The organism is Vibrio sp. SCSIO 43133 (genome assembly GCF_023716845.1).
In the GTDB taxonomy this organism is placed as follows: Bacteria; Pseudomonadota; Gammaproteobacteria; order Enterobacterales; family Vibrionaceae; genus Vibrio; species Vibrio mediterranei.
In genome coordinates, this window is sequence record NZ_CP068024.1 from 2,572,080 (window position 1) to 2,592,504 (window position 20,425).

The following is a 20,425-nucleotide window of genomic DNA, read 5'->3' on the forward strand; positions in this document are numbered from 1 at the left end:
CAAGTTCCTTATTAGTGACAACGTTTTAAGAAGTTGTTTAAAGGTTAACCTATCCATCGTTTTCAACAAGCGAGTAAAACCAATCAAATCAATCGATTTTTTCGAACAAGATTAGATCGCGGCTTGTAGTTCGGTCCAAAGATCGTTCACTATGATTCTATCGGCTGGAGACAATTCAGATTTCGCTTCATCAATACTAGCCTGAATACGAGTTTTGAACTCAGCCAAATCCACTACCCCTTCTTCCTCACAAGAAGCCGCTGACAACGAAATGTGGCCGCGAAGATACCCACCGGCAAACAACTCATCTTCGGATGCGTCTTGGATGCGAGAATCAATGGTCTCTAGAAGTTTTTCTTCATATTCGATGATCATAGTTTAGGTTTTTCCTAGTTTACTCTAACGAACCGCAAATTGGTCACGGCTAAGTTCAGGGGTTTGATAAAACTGTCTTAGTGCTTGAGAAAGTGCCAATACCCGCTTAGGAATACCTTCGGAAAGTATTGCCATTACTTCGTCATGGACTTTACTCATAAACGCCACTCTATCTGGCTCAAAGTCGCCGCTTAGATTGTCACAACTTACGGTAAACGGGAACCCTGCACTGACGGATAAAATCCATTCATAAGCTTGAGGGCGAATTTCTACTTTCTCAAATTCACTCTGCACTTCCTGAGTACGCCCATCTGGATGATACCAGTAGCCAAAATCTTCCAATAATCTTCTTTCAGGTCCCGCCACACACCAGTGTGCAATCTCATGTAAGCCTGAAGCGTAAAAACCTCGTGCAAAGACAATACGATGATATTCCGTTGTTTCGTCGGCAGGTAAATAGATAGGCTCATCTCCACCAAGCTCTAGCTTAGTGTTGTATTCCTGATAGAAAGTTTGGTTAAAAATAGTAATTAAATCTTGATACTGATGCTGCATAGTGACAGTTAAGCGAAAACAATTGGGGCGTATTGTCTATGGAATTTTGCTAGAGGTAAAGTCTTGAGGTGAGGGAACAAGTCGTATCATTAGTTTTATTAATCAGAAAAACGTTTCCTTTATATAATATTTCATTCGTCACAACGCCTTTATGCCACTACACTAGCGCATCTTTTATTTTCGAGTATCGTGTCATGTTGCTAAGTGTCTTATATATTATTGGGATTACCGCCGAAGCAATGACTGGCGCACTGAGCGCTGGCCGTCGCAATATGGACTGGTTTGGAGTTATGTTAGTAGCGAGTGCTACCGCTATTGGCGGTGGTACCGTTCGCGATATTCTGCTTGGCCATTACCCTCTGGGTTGGGTAAAACATCCTGAATTTCTCGCTATCACTTGTGTGGCAGGTGTTCTCACTACTGGGCTTGCCAAATGGATCATCAAGTTCAAAGGGGTGTTCATTCGTTTAGATGCACTCGGTCTTGTTGTCTTCACCATCATTGGCACTAACGTCGGGCTTGGCATGGGATTACACCCGTTTATCTGTATTGTTTCCGGATTAGTAACCGGCGTTTTTGGTGGCTTGTTGCGTGACTTGATTTGTCGTCAGACACCTCTGGTGCTACACCAAGAGCTTTACGCGTCGATCTCCGTCATCGCTGCTTGTTTGTACCTTGTTCTTCTGGAATACGGTGTGAGCACTTTGACCACAACGATAGTTACCTTAGTGATCGGTTATACCCTGCGCATGGCAGCGGTTCGGTTTAAATGGCGTTTGCCTTCTTTCCACCTTGATAGTGAAGAAGCCGTCCACTAAGCCCAATTCAACACCATTTTTTCTCTTAGCTGATATTTACAAAGTAAATATCAGCTATCTTCTCCGCTCTATCGCTCCTACTCTCTTCTGCTTTTATAGTAAGACTCATCCAAAGCAACCAACATTAAATGTTAGCTGCGCAGCAACGTTTGCTCGTGGCCGCACAATAGGTACTCAACTATGTTTAAGTCTAATTCTTTAAAAGCACTCGCGATCGTTATGGCTATATTCGCAACGGGATGCGCGTCTAATAAGGCTACGGATGGCGAGGAAGAGAATCGAAATGCAGCGCGTAATCGTGGTGCTATTGGTGGTGCGCTTATTGGCGTCACAGCAGGTGCTTTAACTGGTAGCCCTGAAGTCGCAGTAAAAGCAGGCACTATGGGTGCGGTTGCCGGTGGCGTATCGGGCTCTATGAAAGATACCGCAGAAGCGAGAGAAACCGAGCGTACTGAGATCCTTGCCGAAAGCTTGGACAAAGATACGCGCAGCGAATCAGAAAAACGTGTTGCCGAGCTTGAAGCAGAAATTCGAATTAAAGAACTTGAGCAGCAAATCGCAGAGATGGAGCAGCAAGAACAAGCCACGGATTCGGAAAATGACCAAACTACAACTAAACTAGAATCACAACAAGAGAGTGACAGATCCTAACTTATAGCGTTTGAAGAATAACAACAACGTCGGTTGGAAGCCCCTGCAACCTCATTCGAGGTGCGGGGCTTTTTTTCATCGTTTAGGAAATATCAGAATCAATCGGCGCCTTCACATACTTTCTTTTGTATCGTTGGCGGTGCCGGTTCATAGTGGCTAAGCGTCATACTAAATCGTCCTTCGCCACCCGTCAGTGCTTTGAGGCGTCTTGAGTAATCTTGCAGTTCGTTAATTGGCGACTTGGCTTCCAGTAACGTACTACCAAACGCCCCCTGTTCGCTGCCAACAATCAACCCACGATTACCGGACAAGTCGCCAGATACATCACCTACTGACGCAGTCGGTATCTCAAGTGTTAAATCCACAATCGGCTCCAGTACTATTGGACCTGCCTCTTCAACCGCTTGCAAAAAGGCTTTCTTACCTGCGATAACAAAGGCAATTTCTTTTGAATCTACTGAATGGTATTTGCCATCAAAAACCGTCACTTCAATATCACGAATTGGGTTACCGGAAATAGCCCCTTCTTCAAGGGCCTGTTGAATGCCTTTCTCCACAGCAGGGATTAATGCCGTTGGAATGGCACCACCTACCACTTTATTGACAAACTTAAATCCTGCGCCTCTTGCTAGCGGTTTTACTTTTAGCTGAACCTCTCCAAACTGCCCAGCTCCGCCACTTTGTTTCTTGTGACGATATTGCGCTTCTGCTGGCTTAGTTATGGTCTCGAAATATTCAACGCTTGGCTGACTGGTTTCAACGTCCAACTTAAACACTTTAAGCATTTTTTCGAGCGCAATTTTGAGGTGGAATTCACCCTGTCCACTCAAGACTGTTTCATTGGTACGAGTGCGATGCTCAATTTTCAGTGTCGGATCTTCTGCGGCAATCTTAGCCAAAACATCAGAAAGCTTCTGCTCATCACCACGTTTTTTGGGGCGCAGGGCTAAGCTATACATGGATTCAGGGAAGTTTAGTGTTTTGAACGCCACTCCATCTTCATCATGGGAGTCATGAATGACCGAATCAAACTCCAGATCATCCACCTTAACAAGTACACATAAATCGCCGGCTTTAGCACTGCTAATTTCTTGTCGTTTTTTACCTTGCAGATTATACAAATGGCCCACTTTGAATGCCTTGCTGCTATCTCCAACAAATAACTGGCTACCTGTTGTGAGCTCCCCTTGGAAAACTCGGACATAAGCAAGTTTGCCCATGTATGGGTCTACATTTATTTTATAGACATATGCGACCGTGTGGTCACGTTTATCGCAGTCAATTGATACTCGTTTGCCATTTTTCTCTAATAAAGGCGGGTTACCTTCATCAGGCATTGGCATGATTTCTGCCAATGTACGAAGCAGAAGATCACAACCTGCCCCCGTATCGGACGATACGAAACATACTGGTATTACATGCCCAGTGCGCAAGGCTTCCTCAAATGGATCATGAAGCTGTTCTGGTGTTAATTCTGAGCCTTGTTCTAGGTATAGCTCCATCAAGGCTTCATCAACCTCCACTACTTGATCGATGAGCAGTTCATGGGCATCTTCAACTCCGCTAAACAAGGTCGCTTGCTCTGGATTAGGTTCGAAGTAACAGTCTATGACCTCTGCGGGCTTATCGGAAGGTAAGTTTATTGGCAAACATTGAGCGCCAAAACGTTGCTCAATGTCTTCTAAGAGTGCCACCAATTTATCGGTATGTTGGTCAATCTTGTTCACCACGATCATTTGGCATTTTTTCTGCTCTTGAGCAAATTTGAAAAGGCGTTCTGACACTTGGTTAATTGGTAAACTGGCATCAAGAATCAATGCCGTCGTTTCAACAGCAGGAAAGATACTCAAAGTGCGGCCAAGCAGCTCAGCTTGTCCTGGAGTATCGATAATATTCATTTGGTGTTTTTGCCAAGAGAGCGTAACGGGAGTTGCTTCAACACTATGCTGGTAGTGTATGGATTGGTCATCAAAATCAGTGATGGTGTCACCATCTTCCACATGACCAAGATGTTGGCTGGAATGGGACTCAAAAAGCAGGCGTTCAATTAGGCTGGTTTTACCGGTTCCTGTTTGACCGACAAAGGCAATATTTCTGACTTCATGTTGAGACATAATGGACTCCTAAAATGATTGGAAACAAGCACAGTTGCATCGAGTCGGCGGTTTCCCGCCAGCTCGTCTTCCAAGTCATTTTTCGGATCCTTCTGTCCAATAAATGCACTCCTTTTCTCAATGAAGTTCTAGTGTGACCCTATACCCCTAAAATTATTGTGACTAATTTCATATCATTACTAATTTTGAGCATTTATTGTCCAAGACGTGATGAGGTACAAAAAAAGCCTCGCAGCGTTACTGCGAGGCTTCAAGTCTGTTGCTTATTCGAGCTAAATAACCGGTGTTTCTGTCGTTACACCGTGGTTTTGACCACGATGACGCAGTAAGTGATCAAGGAGAACAATCGCTAGCATCGCTTCCGCGATTGGCACAGCACGAATGCCTACGCAAGGATCGTGGCGACCTTTGGTAATTAGCTGAGTTGGCTCACCAGTTCGAGTAATTGTGTCTCCCGGAACGGTAATACTTGATGTTGGTTTTAGAGCAATATTCGCAACGATATCTTGCCCGGTAGAAATACCACCTAAAATGCCCCCAGCGTGGTTGCTTGAAAAGCCTTCAGGCGTTAAAGGATCACGATGTTCGCTGCCTTTTTGGTTTACCACATCAAAGCCATCGCCAATCTCGACACCTTTAACGGCATTAATGCTCATCAATGCATGAGCAATATCGGCATCAAGACGATCAAAGATAGGCTCCCCAAGGCCAACTGGTACATTGGTTGCTACTACTTGCAGCTTAGCGCCAATGGAATCACCCTGTTTTTTTAGGTCACGAATCAGCTGATCAAATGCTTCGACTTTGTCCACGTCAGGGCAGAAGAACGCGTTGTTTTCGATTTCATTCCAATCGACCTTATCGATAGACACATCGCCCATTTGTGATAAGTAAGCACGAATTTCTACACCGAATTCTTGTTTAAGATATTTCTTTGCAATTGCACCAGCCGCAACACGCATTGCGGTTTCACGAGCTGATGAACGACCACCACCTCGGTAATCACGTACCCCGTATTTTTGGTGATAGGTATAGTCGGCATGACCGGGACGGAATTTATCTTTAATTTCTGAATAATCTTTAGAACGCTGATCGGTATTTTCAATCAGCAGACCAATTGATGTACCCGTTGTTTGACCTTCAAATACCCCAGAGAGGATTTTTACTTCATCAGGTTCACGTCTCTGAGTGGTGTACTTTGAGGTACCTGGGCGGCGACGATCTAAGTCTACTTGCAGATCGGCTTCGGTAATTTCTAACCCTGGAGGACAACCATCAACGATACAACCCAATGCAATACCGTGACTTTCTCCAAATGTTGTTACACGAAAATGTTGTCCGATGCTATTTCCTGCCATTACTTCCTCTGTCTGTCAGAACAAGCTATATCCGAGCTTGTTCAATGCCTGTCTGTTCTTCGTGATTTCATAGTGACGACAAAGGCAGACGTTGTAAACCCCCAAACAAAAAAACGCCGCAATTCTCATTACGGCGTCTTCAGTCATCTCGTTAACGATCAATCTTTATAGATTGCAAATTCCTCAGCGTGGGCAACAAGCTGCTCTCGCGTCAGCATAAATACGCCGTGACCGCCGTTCTCGAACTCAATCCAAGTAAATGGAATATGAGGGTACTGTTCCATCATGTGAACCATAGAGTTACCCACTTCACAAATAAGAATGCCGTTATCAGTTAAGTAGTCTGGTGCATTAGAAAGAATACGACGCACCAATTTCAATCCATCGGTCCCTGCCGCAAGACCAAGCTCCGGCTCATGAGTAAACTCTTCTGGTAAAGAATTCATATCTTCTTCATCCACATATGGTGGATTTGAGACAATCAGGTTGTATTTCTCTTTTGGCAGATCGCGGAACAAATCAGAGCGAATTGGGAACACTTGCTGCTCGAGGCCGTGGTCTTGAACGTTTTGTTCTGCAACTTCCAATGCATCGGTGGAGATATCAATCGCGTCTACTTCGGCATCAGGGAAAGCATGTGCACATGCAATCGCAATACAGCCACTGCCAGTGCAAAGGTCCATGATGCGTACCGGCTCTTCACTTAACCATGGCTGGAACTGCGCCTCAATTAATTCGCCAATTGGAGAACGCGGCACTAATACGCGCTCATCAACGAAGAACTCTAAACCACAGAACCACGCTTTGTTAGTCAAGTAAGCTGTTGGAGTGCGATCGTTGATACGCTTAATCACACGCTCAACAACGCGAAGACGCTCACTACTTGTTAAGCGAGAGTTCAAAACATGCGGTGGCACATCGATAGGTAAGTACAGCGTTGGCAGAATCAGCTGAACCGCTTCATCCCAAGCATTGTCAGTGCCGTGGCCGTAAAAAAGACCCGCTGCGTTGAAGCGACTGACCGTCCAACGAATCAAATCTTGTAATGTGTGAAGCTCAGAAACGGCTTCTTCCACAAAAATCTTATCCAAAATTGCCTCCAAAAAGCGCTACAATACTGCTAATAACCTAATTTAATGAGTTGTTCCCATTAATGAGCCAGAAAGACGACAATACCGATGATGATTTCGGTCTATTCCGGGACGCAGTACAAGGCGTAAAAAAGTTGCGACAGGATACCATAGTCCAGCAGCCAAACCGAAATAAGAAACAAAAAGAAGCGAAAAGAACCAATAGAGAAGCGAAAGACGCAGAGTTTTACTTCTCGGATGAGTTTGTTCCGCACTTAAGCGATGAAGGACCAACGCGCTATGCTCGCGATGATGTGTCTACGTATGAAGTAAAGAGGTTACGTCGTGGTGTCTATGTGCCTGATGTTTTCTTAGACATGCACGGCATGACACAACAAGAAGCAAAACGTGAATTAGGCGCAATGATTGCTCATTGCGTGAAAGAGAACATTCATTGTGCTTGCGTTATGCATGGCATCGGCAAGCACATTCTGAAACAAAAAGCGCCTCTTTGGTTGGCGCAGCATCCAGACGTAATGGCGTTTCACCAAGCACCACTCGAGTTTGGTGGTGATGGTGCTCTGTTGGTATTGCTTTCAATACCAGAAAAGTAACGTCCTAAGGGTGAATGTGCCAGAGCACTTCGCCCTGCCTTCTCTCCACATCATACTCAATACACACTAAGCCTGATGTTGGAAACATTGGTGCACTGATATCACCGACAAACTCGGCAGTTAGGTAACCAACCAACGGCAAGTGCGATACCAGCAAAATTGACTCTAGATTTTCTAACTCAGCAATAGCCGACACATACTCAACCACGTCTTCCGCTTGACCATAAGGCGTAATATCGTCAGAGGTCACCACGTCGTTACTACTAAACTCGCTACTAACTGCAGCCCAAGTTTGTTGTGCTCTCAGGTATGGGCTTACCAGCACTTTGTCGAATTCCGAGTAACCTTGCTGTTTGCAAGCTCTCGCAACGATTACCGAGCATTCTTTGCCGTGAGATGTCAGAGCTCGCTCTTCGTCGCTAGGTGCGTAATGGACAGCCTCGCCATGGCGCATTATAAAAACTTTCATATGTTTACCTGTTTCTACTGATGGTTAACTTCATCGTTCCATCGATACAGAGCTATACTTATTTAAAAAAATTAATTATATCAATTCACTTGCTAAAGGCTTCGACTTTCTTAACAATTTAATAAGTAGTCTAAAAATATTTGTAACTTTGTTTTTGCGTGTCTCTTATTTAACGTCATAATTATTTTACTTAAGTATTGGTAAACCCTGTTAGTACCAATAGTGAGACATTGCTTTTGTTGCCAGGTGCTTGGTTGAGCTGTCCAAGCTTCCGCTTAATCTGGAGAAGATAAGTGCATCTAAGTCCTAATGATAGTCGCTCCTATCGCTACCTTACTCTCAACAATGAGCTAAGAGTACTGCTTATTCAAGATATGCAGGCTCAAAAATCGGCTGCCGCTCTGGCCGTTAATGTCGGTCATTTTGACGATCCTGATGATCGTGAAGGGCTCGCTCATTACTTGGAGCATATGCTGTTTCTCGGCACAGACAAATACCCCAAAGTTGGTGAATTCCAGTCTTTTATTAGCCAACATGGTGGCTCAAATAATGCGTGGACAGGCACTGAGCACTCGTGCTTTTTCTTCGATATTTATCCAAACGCCTTTGAAAAAGGTCTCGACCGTTTCAGCCAGTTTTTTTCTGCCCCTCTTTTTAATGAGGAAGCGCTCGACAAAGAACGTCAAGCGGTAGATTCAGAGTACAAACTAAAGCTGAATGAAGATGGACGACGTTTGTATCAGGTCCAAAAAGAGACCATTAACCAAGCTCACCCATTTTCTAAATTTTCCGTCGGAAATATCGACACGCTGAGTGATCGAAATGGGCAAAGTATTCGCGAAGAAATTGTTCGTTTTCATAAGGAACAATACTCTGCTGATCTTATGACATTAGCACTCATAGGTCCTCATGAACTTGATGAGCTAGAGCAATGGGCTGCCGGCAAGTTTAGCGATGTAGGCAATAATCAATTACACGGAAAAGTAGTTGATGTCCCTTTTACGACGAAAGAACATACCGAAGTTCTAATTCAAGTAGAACCTATTAAAGAGATCCGCAAGCTGATTCTCTCTTTCCCATTGCCTGCCACGAATCAGCATTATCACCAAAAGCCAATGTCATACTTCGCCAACTTACTCGGCTACGAAGGTCAAGGCAGCTTAATGCTTTATCTTAAAAACAAAGGGTGGATTACCTCGCTATCTGCTGGTGGTGGAGCGTCGGGCAGTAACTTTCGCGAATTCAGTGTCAGCGTCTCTTTAACACCTGTTGGCTTAGAGCATGTTGATGAGATCATCCAAGCCGTTTTCCAGTTTACCGCGCTAATAAAGTCTGACGGCATGGATGAATGGCGCTACGATGAAAAAAGGGCTGTTACCGAATCAGCGTTCCAATTTCAAGAACCTGCACGCCCATTAGATCTCGTTAGCCACCTTGTAATGAACATGCAAAACTATTTGCCAGAGGATATTGTCTACGGCGACTATAAAATGTCTGGTTATGATGAAGAGCTATTGAAGCAATATGGTTCCTATCTCACCACAGACAATTTGAAAGCAACCTTAGTCGCTAAAGAGCAACATTACGACCAACAAGCGAAGTGGTATTTTACGCCCTATTCAGTAACGCGTTTTACTGACGAACAGTTAGCATTCTTTAATCAGTTGCCTGCGTTTTCTGACCTTCCATTTGGATTGCCAGAGAAAAACCCATTTATTAACTACGATTTAAAGACCTACCCTGTTGAGTCCAATGGTGAGCACCCTGAGCTAATTGAAGACCTTGACGGCTTTAGGCTGTGGCACCTACAAGACGATAAATTCAACGTCCCAAAAGGCGTAGTGTTTATTGCTATCGATAGTCCTCATTCTGTCAATTCACCCAAGAACATTGTCAAGACTCGCTTATGTGTTGAAATGTTCCTCGACTCATTGTCTGAAGAGACTTACCCCGCTGAAGTGGCTGGTCTTGGATATGACATGTATGCACACCAAGGTGGTGTCACGCTGTCCATCTCTGGATTCAGTAAAAAACAGCCTCAACTACTGGAAATGATTCTTAAGCGATTCGCGTCTAGAGAGTTTAATCCTGCTCGGTTCGAAAGCATCAAATCTCAACTATTAAGAAGCTGGCGCAATACCGCCAAAGATCGTCCTATTTCACAGTTATTCAATGCGATGACTGGGATATTGCAACCAAACAACCCACCTTATCCGGTACTAATCGAAGCTCTTGAGTCTATCGAAGTAGACGAGCTACCGAACTTCGTTCAGTCTATTTTGTCCGAGCTGCATATTGAGATGTTTGTCTACGGTGATTGGCATCGCCAAGGCGCACTCGATATCGCCACTACTTTGAAAGATGCCCTTAGACTGAATAATCAAAAATACGAAGAAAGCCTACGTCCTTTGGTCATGCTTGGGGAGAATGGCAGTTTCCAAAAAGAAGTGTTCTGCGACCAAGATGACTCTGCCATCGTGGTTTACTATCAGTGTGAAGATATTGAACCAAGAAGCATTGCGCTGTATTCGTTGGCGAACCACCTGATGTCCGCCACCTTCTTTCATGAGATTCGTACCAAGCAGCAGCTCGGCTATATGGTTGGCACTGGTAATATGCCGCTTAACCGTCACCCTGGTATTGTATTGTATGTCCAATCGCCAAATGCGGCGCCCAACGATTTGATTCGCTCAATCGACGAGTTTCTTAACGCCTTCTACATGGTGTTACTAGAGCTTAATGATTACCAGTGGCACAGCAGTAAGAAAGGGCTTTGGAATCAAATCTCAACCCCTGATACCACATTACGAGGACGAGCTCAGCGACTCTGGATTGCTATTGGCAACAAAGACACAGAGTTCAACCAACGAGAGAAAGTACTAGCTGAACTTAAATCACTCACAAGGGCGGATATGATTCGCTTTGTTGTGAATGAGCTAAAACCCAGAACCGCCAATCGACTGATCATGCACAGCCAAGGTAAAGCGCATATTAACGCGCCACGCTTGGACCTAGGTTTCGAGATAGGCTCAATTGAAGAGTTTCAATTAAGGCCGAAGGATACGGATTTAGGATAATAAAAAACCCCTCATTTGAGGGGTTTTCTTTTTTAACGCTTATTTATAGAAGGTTTCGTCAAGTCCAGCTCGAGTTAACAAGCCGTCGCATGGCGCAAAGCGGTCACCGTATTTCTCAGCGTGCTGGTTCATCAACTCAACGACTTTCTTAATTCCAATCGTATCCATATAGCGGAAAGGACCACCTAAGAATGGTGGGAAACCAATACCGAAGATCGCACCAATGTCACCATCACGTGGACTGCGAATAATGCCTTCGTCCAAGCAGCGCACTGCTTCGTTCAACATAGGTAAAGCGCAGCGAATAGCGATATCTTTCTCAGACATCTTAGCTTCAGGTTTTAGCCCAAGAACACTGTACACCGAGCTGTCCACTGACTTCTTCTTACCTTTATAGGTATAGAAGCCTTTACCTGTTTTTCTGCCTTTACGACCATCGTTTAATAGTTTGTCGAAGACATCCGGACCTTGGAATCGCTCGCCTAGCTCAGCGACTAGAATTGGCATGATCTTGGCACCAATATCAACACCTACTTCATCTAACAGTGTGATAGGACCCACAGGGAAACCAAAGTCCAACAAAGCGTTATCAAGCGCTTCAATTGGCTCGTTTGATAGTAGAACGTTTGCCGCTTCATTCATGTAAGGCGCTAGAATACGGTTTACGTAGAAGCCTGCTTGGTCTTTAACAACAATCGGTGTTTTACCCTGCTTTCTGGCAAACTTAACCATAGTCGCGATAGTTTCATCCGATGTACCTTCATGCGGAATCACTTCCACCAACGGCATTTTATCGGCTGGACTAAAGTAATGCAGACCAACCACATTTTCTGGACGTTCCGCTTTTTCAGCAATCTGCGCGATAGGAATGGATGACGTATTGGTAGCAAAAATGGTTTCTGGTTTAGCGTTGCTCTCGACGTCATTCACCATCTGTTGTTTCAACGATAGATCTTCAAATACCGCTTCGACCACAACATCGGCCTTGGCAAAACCGGTAAAGTCTGTGCCGCCGGCCATTTGCAACATTTGCGCTTGTAGATCCGCTTTAGAGATAATGCGACGCTTACGCTTTTTCTCTAACAACTTAAAGTTGTAATTAAGCGCATTCACAATGCCTTCATTAGCAACATCTTTAATGCGAACTGGCACTTTCGCTTTGCATACGGTGACGTGAGTAATACCCGCCCCCATTAAGCCACCACCAAGTACCACAGCGTTGTCGACGGCTTTAGGCTGGGCGTCACTACCAAATTCTTTCTTCATCTCTGTGGTAGCGAAGAAAATAGAACGTAATGCTTTAGATTCTGAAGTCATCACTAATTCGCCAAAGCGTTTAGCTTCATTCTCCAGCCCTTTCTTCATGCCTTTTTCGAGACCATAGCGAATTACATCTAAAATGGCATCGGCCGCAGGATAGTTACCGCGTGTTTTTTCGTTGGTCTTCTTCGCTGCTTGGTCAAAGATAACTTTACGACCAAGACCGGTACCTGACATCAACACTTCTTTCTTGGTGAGCTTTTTCGCTTTGCGCTTTTTGCCCTTACCTAAGAAATCTTTCGCCACGTCCAACAAAATAGTGTGTGGCACACTCGCATCGACGACACCAAGTTTTTTCGCCTTTTTGGCGCGAAGTTGCTTACCCGTAAGAATAAGGTCAAGAGAAGGCAGTAGCCCAATAAGTCTCGGTAGTCGCTGTGTGCCACCTGAGCCAGGAAGCAAACCAAGCTGAACTTCTGGTAGTCCTAGCTTAGTAATATCCGCATCACTACATACACGATAATCACAAGCAAGTGCGAGTTCTAGACCACCGCCCAAGCAAGGACCGTGAATCGCAGCAACAACAGGGAATGGGAGATCGGAAAGCTGCTGAAACATCTCTTGCCCTTTTGCAGCTAACGCTTGTGCTTCTTCTGCAGATGTACATGCATCAAGCATTCTGACATCTGCTCCGGCAATAAAGTTATCCGATTTTAACGAGTGGACAATCAACCCTTTAAGTGCCGATTTTTTCTCTTCAAGCTCAGAAAAAACTTGTGCCATTTCATCGGCAAACGCAGCTTGAAGGGTATTCATTTTCTCACCTGGAACATCTATTCCAAGCCATGCAATGTTCTGCTCATCAACATTAAGATGAAAGGCTTTATGCTCGCTCATTATTCTACCTCCAGAATCATTGCCGCACCTAAACCACCAGCCGCACAAGCGGTGTTAAGCGCTAATCCACCACCGCGACGCTTAAGCTCGTTCAGTGTTTGCGTAATCATTCGTGCACCAGTGGCTGCGAATGGGTGGCCATAGGCAAGTGAACCACCAAGTACGTTGAATTTCTCCATATCGATTTCACCAATTGCACTCGAACGGCCAAGCTTCTCTTTAGCAAATGACTCACTTGCAAACATCTTGACGTTAGAAAGTGCTTGGGCAGCGAAGGCTTCATGCATGTCGATAAGCGTTAAATCTGACAGCGAGATTCCAGCACGATCTAGTGCCATAGGTGTCGCATAAGATGGCCCCATCAGCATATCTTCACGAACACCAATAGCAGAGAACGCATAAGAGCGGATATAGCCTTTGATTTCTAAACCCAGCTCTTTAGCTCGACCTTCACGCATCAACATAATCGCTGCAGCGCCATCGGTCAGCGGCGTACTGTTAGCCGCAGTTACGGTGCCATATTGGCGATCGAATGCTGGACGAAGCTTACTATAGCTAGCAAGCTCTGAGTCATGACGGATGTTGTTGTCTTGCTCTAGGCTCTTTTTATATGGTTCAGGAAAGGCCGTCATTACCTCATCACGCACTTTGCCTTCTTTCCAAGCCTGCGACGCAAGGGAGTGAGAGCGATGTGCTAATTCATCTTGTTCAAGGCGAGTAATTCCATGAGATTTCGCCATTTGCTCAGCCGTTTGTCCCATAGATAAACCAGTCGAATACTCAGCGACCGCAGGTGGCACAGGCATAAGGTCCTTGAACGACAACTTCTTAAGAATGCTAAGTTTTTGGCCGACTGTTTTGGTTTTACTCAAAGCAAGTAGGTTCGCCGCCAGTTTTTTAGAAACCCCAATAGGTAAAACAGAAGATGAATCGGCGCCACCAGCAATCCCAACATCAATGGTGCCAGCCATAATACTTTCGCAAACATTGGCAGCGGCTTGGAAACTTGTCGCACAAGCTCTTGTCACACTATAAGCGTCAGTATGAATGTTCATACCAGTGCCAAGTACAATTTCTCGCGCGATGTTTGGGGCTTCTGGCATCTGAACAACCTGACCAAATACCACTTGGTCGATTAACTTAGGGTCGATATCGGTACGTGCCATCATTTCAGCAACGACCATCTTTCCTAGGTCAACAGCGGGTACTTGGCTAAATTCGGTGCTTTGGCGCGCAAAAGGTGTTCGCAAGCCTGCAACTACAGCGATACGTTCGCCGTTACGGGTGGTGAGATCGATTTTCCCCACTTCCTTACTGCTCATAATTTCTCCTTCCTAAGAGGTCTGACCACAGCATTGTAACGAAGATGTTAAGAATTTAAAACAGTCGTTTAATAAAACTTGATGGATTTATTGAATAACGTGATATGGTCGACCAAAATGGAATATGAGAATGACGCAAGCTAAGCGACAATAGGAATAGTGAAAACAAGAAGATAGATTCTACGAGCAAAAAAAAACCACACAGTAAATTGTGTGGTTGGAATCTATAAAGCAATTAACTTGCGCCAATTGAAAATAATCAGTTTCCTGATTAGGAGAAAGTAAAGTCAGCCTTCAAAAGGAAGTGTCATCTTGCTCAACATGTTAGTCCCGAAAGACCAACGAGATGACAAGGGTTAATATAACCGCTCCTCAGGTCTTAATTTTGAACTAGATCAATTTTGAGTGACTTTGCTGTAAATCCAGGGAAAAAAACACGAATCACAGAGCAAAAACGGGGGCTCCTGTGTCATTTATAAAAAAGTTTGGAAAGAAATCTTCGAGTAGTCCGGTCAACTCGAATATGGACAAACAAAGAAAATACGAAGCACTGGTTCGTGCTTATCATAGAGATCTTTATCGATACGCTTATTGGTTGTGTAAAGATAAGCCCGTCGCTGAAGATCTTGTTCAAGAAACCTGCTTGCGTGCTTGGAAGTCTCTGGATAGCCTCCAAGATGAAAAAGCCGCGAAGTCATGGCTTATCACGATTCTACGTAGAGAGAATGCTCGACGTTTTGAACGTAAGCAGTTTGATCTCGTCGATATCGATGATTATGGCAATGATGCAAAGGTTTCTGATGATCCGCACCATCAGCAGGAATGGCTTCAAGCACAAATTATGAAACTCGATGTCGAGTATCGAGAACCGCTCTTTCTACAAGTCGTTGGTGGCTTTAGTGGTGAAGAAATCGGCTCGATCCTCGACCTTAACAAAAACACTGTAATGACTCGATTATTTAGAGCACGCAATCAGCTCAAGGAAATGTTGGAGTCTGCGGATTCACCTAGGGGGCAACACAATGGATGAGTTAGAATTCCGTCGTCGTATTATGTCCGATCCGAAGGCGAAAGATGCTGAGTTATTGGAAGCGATCCAACAAAGCGAAAACAATGCGAAATATATGGACGATATTTTGTCATTGGACGCTCGAATCGAACAAGCGATGAAAGTCGATGTTCCCGATGATTTAGCTGACCGGATCTTATTTAACCAACCAGAAAGCAACGTGGTCAAAGTGAAATTCGGTAAGCGCGCGCTTTCATTAGCAGCGTCTATCGCTTTTGCCTTTGGTTTACTAGTAGGCCAAGTTAATTGGGGGAATGTGGTTGTTTCACCGGCGCAAGCTTCGTTATCTGATACAGCTATGAAACATGTTCATGAAGAAATGGGCTTTATTGAGCCACTTGATGAAAACGTCTCTAAAGCTCAAATTAATGCTAAATTGCTGCCATTTGCTTATCAGATCGGCCAGAGCTTTCCTTACCATGTTTATTATTTGAATCACTGCGGTTTTGGTGAGTCCAATGCAATGCACATGGTTTTTCAAGGTGAAAAAGGCAAAGTGACCCTGTTCTTAACAGGCATCGCGAGCGAACAAACTAAGTCTTTCGATAAAGATGGAATGGCGGGAATGGTCGAACCGATTGGCGATGCCAGTTTCATCCTTGTTGGTGAAGAAGGTGAAGACTTTAGTAAAATCGGCGAAAACATTAAGAAAATCCTTAACCCTGCTTAATTTTATAGATAAAAGAGCCTTATTTCCGAATAGGGCTCTTTTTTTATTGATATTGTTATTTTTAGAGTATCAACTCTAGAAATAACCTTTTTCGATGCATTTCCTGCCAAATAGTCATCATTTATATACTTTTTACGCGATTTTAGTTACTGGTCAGATTTCTATTGCCTATACTAGCGATTAGGATCAGCCCCGAAATTGAGCATTAACTCAATTTTCACTAACGCCCAAAGAGGCGATTACAAAAAAGGATGTATACTAAATGACTACTTCGCGTCTGTATAAAAAAACACTATTAGCAGTGGCAGTCTCGTCACTCACTTTCGCCTCTCAACATGCAGCAGCAGCAGGTTTCCAACTTAACTCTCAATCAGCAACAGGTCTAGGCCGTGCTTTTGCGGGTGATGCTGTAATTGCGGATAACGCTTCGGTAATGGCGCGTAACGCAGCAGCGATGACGTTGTTTGACTCGCACCAGTTTTCTGGTGGCTTGAATGTAATAGCATCTAGCATTGATGTTAAAAATATTGGTGGTGCAGGGTCTCCACCTTACGGATTGCAAGAACCTGATGCAAACAACACGGCAACCTCATATGTACCTAATATCTATTATATCCATCGCTTAAATGATAAATGGGCTTTAGGTGCTGGTATCTATTCTAACTTTGGAACCACCAACAACTTCGATGACTCTTTCGGAGACAATAACTTGGCTAAGGTCTATGGCGGTACGACAGAGATTTCCAGCATCAACTACACACTAAATGCTGCATACCGCATTAATGAGCAGTGGAGTGTTGGTGGTGGTATTGATATCGTCCAAGGCTCAGGCAAGCTAGAACGTACAACTAGTCCTTCTACACCTGGGCTAAATGAAACCAAAGTTGTAAACATTGATGCTAGCGGCGTTGGTGTTGGTTTTAATGTCGGCACTGTGTTTGAGCTAAATGAAGATAACCGATTTGGCCTAGCATATCACTACAGCCCGACAGTCACCGCTGACGGTACAGTAGAGTATGCATTGGATCCAAATGCAAGTAGTATCGATCTAAAACTACCTAGCATGGTTGAGTTTAGTGGTTTCCACAAAATTACTGACACAAAATTCGCGGTTCACTATAGCGTTCAATGGATTGGTTGGAGCGTATTTGACAAAGTTGAAACTAATAACAGCGCAACTATTAAAGAATACAACTGGCAAGATGGCTACCACTTTGCTCTAGGCGGTACGTACTACCTAAACGAAGAATGGACCCTACGTGCTGGCTATATGTATGACACCGCAGCACAAGACCAAGACCGCTCAATCTCTGTACCAGACTCAGATCGTCAATGGTTCTCTGTCGGTGCAGGTTATAACTTCAAGAAACACCACACTATTGACCTAGGTCTAACTTACCTAGCAGGTAAAGATGTTTCTGTAACTGAATCGAGCGCTCCTTTAGCTCCAGAACTAACTGCTACCACACATGCTAACGCATGGCTAGCAGGTATCCAATACAGCTACAGCTTCTAAGCTAAATAACTAAACTTCTTAAGGGTCGGTATTCCGACCCTTTTTTCTATCTCCCCTGACTCAACCCTTCACTTTCAGCATACAACTGGTCATACCTTTTCTTGATTTTTGTATACAGGTGTAAGCTGATTTTTTGAAACATCACCATAACATCTAGATTATTGACCCATAAAAATTTAGTTCTACGATATTTAAATTCAAAAATGATGTATTTGCAATAAATTAGTTTTAAAGCATTTACTCTAAAAATAGAATCACCGCTCTAAATGGAAATACTTTGAGCGAACAACAATGACAATTTCAAAACGAACTCCCCTATCTCTTGCAGTGGTTTTGGGGCTGCTATCCTCTTCACAGGTCTCAGCGGCAGGTTTTCAACTAGCAGAATATTCAGCGACTGGTCTAGGACGTGCATTTGCAGGTGAGGCAGCAATGGCTGACAATGCAAGCGCACAATGGCGTAACCCAGCGATGTTGACTTATCTAGAGGGTACTCAGGTATCTGGCGGTGTACTTTATGTCGACCCAAATATAGACGTTACCGGTACCTCTTCTAAATTTGGCTACACTGAAGCTAAAGACATTGCTCATAGTGCACCTGTACCTAACTTATACGTGTCACATCAAATTAATGATAGTTTTACAGCTGGCCTCGCTCTAGGGTCAAACTACGGTATGGAAACAGAGCTTGATAGTAGCTTTCTTGCGACCCAGTATGGCAATCAAGCGAAAGTAATGACGGTAGAAGCTGTCGCTAGCTTAGGCTATAAAATCAATGAGCAATTTAGTATTGGTGGCGGTATTCGTTTCGTCACAGGAGAAGGACATTTTGGTGCTTCAGTCCCTGTAGCAGGCACTGATCTGAAGTATATGGAAGGAAAAGATAGCTCTTGGGGCTACCAACTTGGCGCCGCTTGGCAGATTAATCCCGACAACCGTGTTGGTATTGCTTATAAATCGAAAGTCACCATGGATTTCGATGGCACAGCGAGAGGTGTAGCTGTACCTAATCAATCTATTGGTGGAAAACTCTCAGTTCCACTACCAGCAACTCTCGAGCTCGCCTCATTCCATCAGTTGACAGAGCGTTGGGCCATCCATGGTAGTATTAATTGGACTCAATGGAGTGACTTCGACAAGCTTATTGCAGAATATGATAACGGAGTAAGTGACCATATTAAAGGTGAGTACTGGAAAGATAGCTATCGTTTCGCTTTAGGTACAACTTACGCCCTTAACAAAAAGGTCACACTGCGCGGCGGAGTGGCATATGACATGTCTGCGGTCGATGATAAATATCGCACAACAACAATCCCAGAAACAGATCGTACTTGGCTCAGCGCCGGTGGTAGCTATGCATTTTCTAACCAATTTACAGTGGATGCAGGTCTAACTTATATCATGGCACGTAAAGCTCCAATAAAAGAGCCTAGAGATGATCATGATAAACTTGTACTTCCGTATGGTGCTTTTGAGGGTGAAATCTCAGGTGATGTTTGGATTGTAGGTGTGCAAGCAAACTATCGTTTCTAATAGTTCCTACTGCTAATTAAGAGATCCTCTCATAATGAGGATCTCTTTACAAAGTGCCTTCTCGAGCTACTCAAAATCCTCCAAGTAGTCATCAATATAAGCTTCTTCCTCCGCATCCACTTCATCATCCACTACTTCTGCTTTGTAGTTCTGACGTTGGATATAAATATCCCGAGTAAGCGAATAAGGATCTGGTGACTGTTCGAGTGTTGCTTCTTGAGGGACGACTAGCGCGCGTTTTTCCATTCCTTCTAAGGCCCACTTGCCAAAGCTAGCCCAGAAGTTCAAGAAAGATATTGGCGGATATAATCCATCTACGACATCTGCACCTTCACGTAAAGTAATCGGCCCATAACCCGGTATCATAAAATATGGGCCCGTACCGACTCCATAATGCCCAATCGCATCACCGAACTCTTTCTTATCTCGCTTTTCAATACCGGCCGCAGATGCGATATCAATAAAGCCTAATAAGCCTAAGGTACTGTTTATCCAAAATCGGTTGAAGTGATCCAGCGCCTTACCACCATTACCCATAACAGCATTGTTCACAGCACTAAATGGTTCATCAAGGTTAGCTAGGAAGTTACGTACCCCTAGTCTGACTGGATCAGGCGTGTAGTTGACGTAAGCGAGAGAGACGGGACGCACAAAATAGGGGTCTAAATAGTCATAATTAACCGCCCACATTGCTCGGTTAAAGCTTTCGAAGGGATCATAGACGTCGGTTCCAACCTGAGTCGTATCATTGTCAGGTTGTAGTTCACTGTTCTCGACTTGCAGATCGCTGGAGTCACTTGAGCTAGAATCCAAAGTCGAAGTTGCCTCTTGGCTTTCTATTGGTTGGGTATCTTCAGGAGATGAAGAACAACCAAACAGAAATACGCAAGAAACAAAAACGGCAAAAAGAGTGATCTTTTTGCCGGTTGATGCTGACTGCATAACCTCATCCATAAGCCATGACAATCTGAGCAGTTTCGTATTTTTTTGTCCTAATGCTTTGATAATTAGGAATTAAGCTCTAGATTGTTGTTATAACCACTAGTAATGAGTATAG

General features: G+C 44.1%; 17 protein-coding genes. 8 read left to right on the forward strand and 9 right to left on the reverse strand.

Features of this window, described 5'->3' with window-relative positions:
- Positions 1 to 111: 111 nt before the first annotated feature.
- Both JKJ11_RS12055 and JKJ11_RS12060 read right to left on the reverse strand, forming a co-directional pair.
- Positions 112 to 375 (reverse strand): YfcL family protein, encoded by a 264-nt coding sequence (locus tag JKJ11_RS12055; protein ID WP_006070013.1) that lies wholly within the window; start codon positions 373 to 375, stop codon positions 112 to 114.
- 24 nt (positions 376 to 399) lie between these two features.
- Positions 400 to 930, reverse strand: a complete 531-nt coding sequence (locus JKJ11_RS12060) for an elongation factor P hydroxylase (protein WP_006070012.1) — start codon at positions 928 to 930, stop codon at positions 400 to 402.
- Between the two features lie 194 nt (positions 931 to 1,124).
- Between JKJ11_RS12060 and JKJ11_RS12065 the strand changes: the two genes are divergently transcribed.
- Together JKJ11_RS12065 and JKJ11_RS12070 are read left to right on the forward strand one after the other, a co-directional pair.
- The gene (locus JKJ11_RS12065) at positions 1,125 to 1,748 is read left to right on the forward strand and encodes a trimeric intracellular cation channel family protein (protein WP_006070011.1); all 624 of its coding nucleotides are present in this window, start codon (positions 1,125 to 1,127) and stop codon (positions 1,746 to 1,748) included.
- Between the two features lie 180 nt (positions 1,749 to 1,928).
- Positions 1,929 to 2,399 carry a hypothetical protein gene (locus tag JKJ11_RS12070; RefSeq protein WP_006070010.1) on the forward strand — a complete coding sequence of 157 codons (471 nt, stop codon included), beginning with the start codon at positions 1,929 to 1,931 and terminating at the stop codon, positions 2,397 to 2,399.
- Between the two features lie 98 nt (positions 2,400 to 2,497).
- On the opposite strand, the gene fusA is transcribed toward JKJ11_RS12070, so the two are convergent.
- From fusA to prmB, 3 genes are all read right to left on the reverse strand, one after another.
- Positions 2,498 to 4,513: an elongation factor G gene (fusA, locus tag JKJ11_RS12075; RefSeq protein ID WP_252038250.1), complete on the reverse strand. Its 2,016-nt coding sequence runs from the start codon at positions 4,511 to 4,513 to the stop codon at positions 2,498 to 2,500.
- Between the two features lie 272 nt (positions 4,514 to 4,785).
- Entirely contained in the window at positions 4,786 to 5,871 is a 1,086-nt protein-coding gene (gene aroC / locus JKJ11_RS12080; RefSeq protein WP_006070008.1) for a chorismate synthase, read from the reverse strand.
- Positions 5,872 to 6,029: 158 nt separating this feature from the next.
- On the reverse strand, positions 6,030 to 6,962 hold the full coding sequence (gene prmB, locus JKJ11_RS12085; RefSeq protein ID WP_006070007.1) for a 50S ribosomal protein L3 N(5)-glutamine methyltransferase: 933 nt from the start codon (positions 6,960 to 6,962) through the stop codon (positions 6,030 to 6,032).
- A 62-nt stretch (positions 6,963 to 7,024) separates the two neighbouring features.
- Between prmB and smrB the strand changes: the two genes are divergently transcribed.
- Positions 7,025 to 7,555 carry an endonuclease SmrB gene (gene smrB / locus JKJ11_RS12090; RefSeq protein ID WP_031493271.1) on the forward strand — a complete coding sequence of 177 codons (531 nt, stop codon included), beginning with the start codon at positions 7,025 to 7,027 and terminating at the stop codon, positions 7,553 to 7,555.
- Between the two features lie 4 nt (positions 7,556 to 7,559).
- Here smrB and sixA read toward each other — a convergent pair whose 3' ends face one another.
- The gene (gene sixA, locus JKJ11_RS12095; protein ID WP_198558117.1) at positions 7,560 to 8,024 is read right to left on the reverse strand and encodes a phosphohistidine phosphatase SixA; all 465 of its coding nucleotides are present in this window, start codon (positions 8,022 to 8,024) and stop codon (positions 7,560 to 7,562) included.
- Between the two features lie 293 nt (positions 8,025 to 8,317).
- On the opposite strand from sixA, the gene JKJ11_RS12100 reads away from it, so the two are divergent.
- Complete coding sequence (locus tag JKJ11_RS12100) at positions 8,318 to 11,101, forward strand: insulinase family protein (protein WP_198558118.1); 2,784 nt, start codon at positions 8,318 to 8,320, stop codon at positions 11,099 to 11,101.
- A 39-nt stretch (positions 11,102 to 11,140) separates the two neighbouring features.
- Here the strand turns inward: JKJ11_RS12100 and fadJ are convergent, their stop codons facing one another.
- Positions 11,141 to 13,258 carry a fatty acid oxidation complex subunit alpha FadJ gene (fadJ, locus tag JKJ11_RS12105; protein WP_198558119.1) on the reverse strand — a complete coding sequence of 706 codons (2,118 nt, stop codon included), beginning with the start codon at positions 13,256 to 13,258 and terminating at the stop codon, positions 11,141 to 11,143.
- Complete coding sequence (gene fadI / locus JKJ11_RS12110) at positions 13,258 to 14,580, reverse strand: acetyl-CoA C-acyltransferase FadI (RefSeq protein WP_006070002.1); 1,323 nt, start codon at positions 14,578 to 14,580, stop codon at positions 13,258 to 13,260. The genes fadJ and fadI overlap by 1 nt, the downstream gene beginning before the upstream one ends.
- Before the next feature lie 523 nt (positions 14,581 to 15,103).
- On the opposite strand from fadI, the gene JKJ11_RS12115 reads away from it, so the two are divergent.
- The 4 genes from JKJ11_RS12115 to JKJ11_RS12130 all read left to right on the forward strand — a co-directional run bounded on the left by JKJ11_RS12115 (position 15,104) and on the right by JKJ11_RS12130 (position 19,368).
- Positions 15,104 to 15,610, forward strand: a complete 507-nt coding sequence (locus tag JKJ11_RS12115; RefSeq protein WP_006070001.1) for a sigma-70 family RNA polymerase sigma factor — start codon at positions 15,104 to 15,106, stop codon at positions 15,608 to 15,610.
- Positions 15,603 to 16,319: a DUF3379 domain-containing protein gene (locus JKJ11_RS12120; RefSeq protein ID WP_006070000.1), complete on the forward strand. Its 717-nt coding sequence runs from the start codon at positions 15,603 to 15,605 to the stop codon at positions 16,317 to 16,319. The genes JKJ11_RS12115 and JKJ11_RS12120 overlap by 8 nt, the downstream gene beginning before the upstream one ends.
- A 262-nt stretch (positions 16,320 to 16,581) precedes the next feature.
- Positions 16,582 to 17,835, forward strand: a complete 1,254-nt coding sequence (locus JKJ11_RS12125; protein WP_198558120.1) for an outer membrane protein transport protein — start codon at positions 16,582 to 16,584, stop codon at positions 17,833 to 17,835.
- A gap of 291 nt (positions 17,836 to 18,126) precedes the next feature.
- Positions 18,127 to 19,368, forward strand: coding sequence for an outer membrane protein transport protein (locus JKJ11_RS12130; protein ID WP_252038251.1), 1,242 nt, complete (start codon positions 18,127 to 18,129; stop codon positions 19,366 to 19,368).
- A 66-nt stretch (positions 19,369 to 19,434) separates the two neighbouring features.
- Here JKJ11_RS12130 and JKJ11_RS12135 read toward each other — a convergent pair whose 3' ends face one another.
- Positions 19,435 to 20,310: an MlaA family lipoprotein gene (locus tag JKJ11_RS12135; RefSeq protein ID WP_124940097.1), complete on the reverse strand. Its 876-nt coding sequence runs from the start codon at positions 20,308 to 20,310 to the stop codon at positions 19,435 to 19,437.
- Positions 20,311 to 20,425 lie beyond the last annotated feature (115 nt).

Bases quoted from the DNA above. Each gene is read 5' to 3' on its own strand.
- JKJ11_RS12055 (WP_006070013.1), bottom strand. From the start codon at position 375: ATGATCATCGAATATGAAGAAAAACTTCTAGAGACCATTGATTCTCGC.
- JKJ11_RS12060 (WP_006070012.1), bottom strand. From the start codon at position 930: ATGCAGCATCAGTATCAAGATTTAATTACTATTTTTAACCAAACTTTC.
- JKJ11_RS12065 (WP_006070011.1), top strand. From the start codon at position 1,125: ATGTTGCTAAGTGTCTTATATATTATTGGGATTACCGCCGAAGCAATG.
- JKJ11_RS12070 (WP_006070010.1), top strand. From the start codon at position 1,929: ATGTTTAAGTCTAATTCTTTAAAAGCACTCGCGATCGTTATGGCTATA.
- fusA (WP_252038250.1), bottom strand. From the start codon at position 4,513: ATGTCTCAACATGAAGTCAGAAATATTGCCTTTGTCGGTCAAACAGGA.
- aroC (WP_006070008.1), bottom strand. From the start codon at position 5,871: ATGGCAGGAAATAGCATCGGACAACATTTTCGTGTAACAACATTTGGA.
- smrB (WP_031493271.1), top strand. From the start codon at position 7,025: ATGAGCCAGAAAGACGACAATACCGATGATGATTTCGGTCTATTCCGG.
- sixA (WP_198558117.1), bottom strand. From the start codon at position 8,024: ATGAAAGTTTTTATAATGCGCCATGGCGAGGCTGTCCATTACGCACCT.
- fadJ (WP_198558119.1), bottom strand. From the start codon at position 13,258: ATGAGCGAGCATAAAGCCTTTCATCTTAATGTTGATGAGCAGAACATT.
- fadI (WP_006070002.1), bottom strand. From the start codon at position 14,580: ATGAGCAGTAAGGAAGTGGGGAAAATCGATCTCACCACCCGTAACGGC.
- JKJ11_RS12115 (WP_006070001.1), top strand. From the start codon at position 15,104: ATGGACAAACAAAGAAAATACGAAGCACTGGTTCGTGCTTATCATAGA.
- JKJ11_RS12120 (WP_006070000.1), top strand. From the start codon at position 15,603: ATGGATGAGTTAGAATTCCGTCGTCGTATTATGTCCGATCCGAAGGCG.
- JKJ11_RS12125 (WP_198558120.1), top strand. From the start codon at position 16,582: ATGACTACTTCGCGTCTGTATAAAAAAACACTATTAGCAGTGGCAGTC.
- JKJ11_RS12130 (WP_252038251.1), top strand. From the start codon at position 18,127: ATGACAATTTCAAAACGAACTCCCCTATCTCTTGCAGTGGTTTTGGGG.
- JKJ11_RS12135 (WP_124940097.1), bottom strand. From the start codon at position 20,310: ATGCAGTCAGCATCAACCGGCAAAAAGATCACTCTTTTTGCCGTTTTT.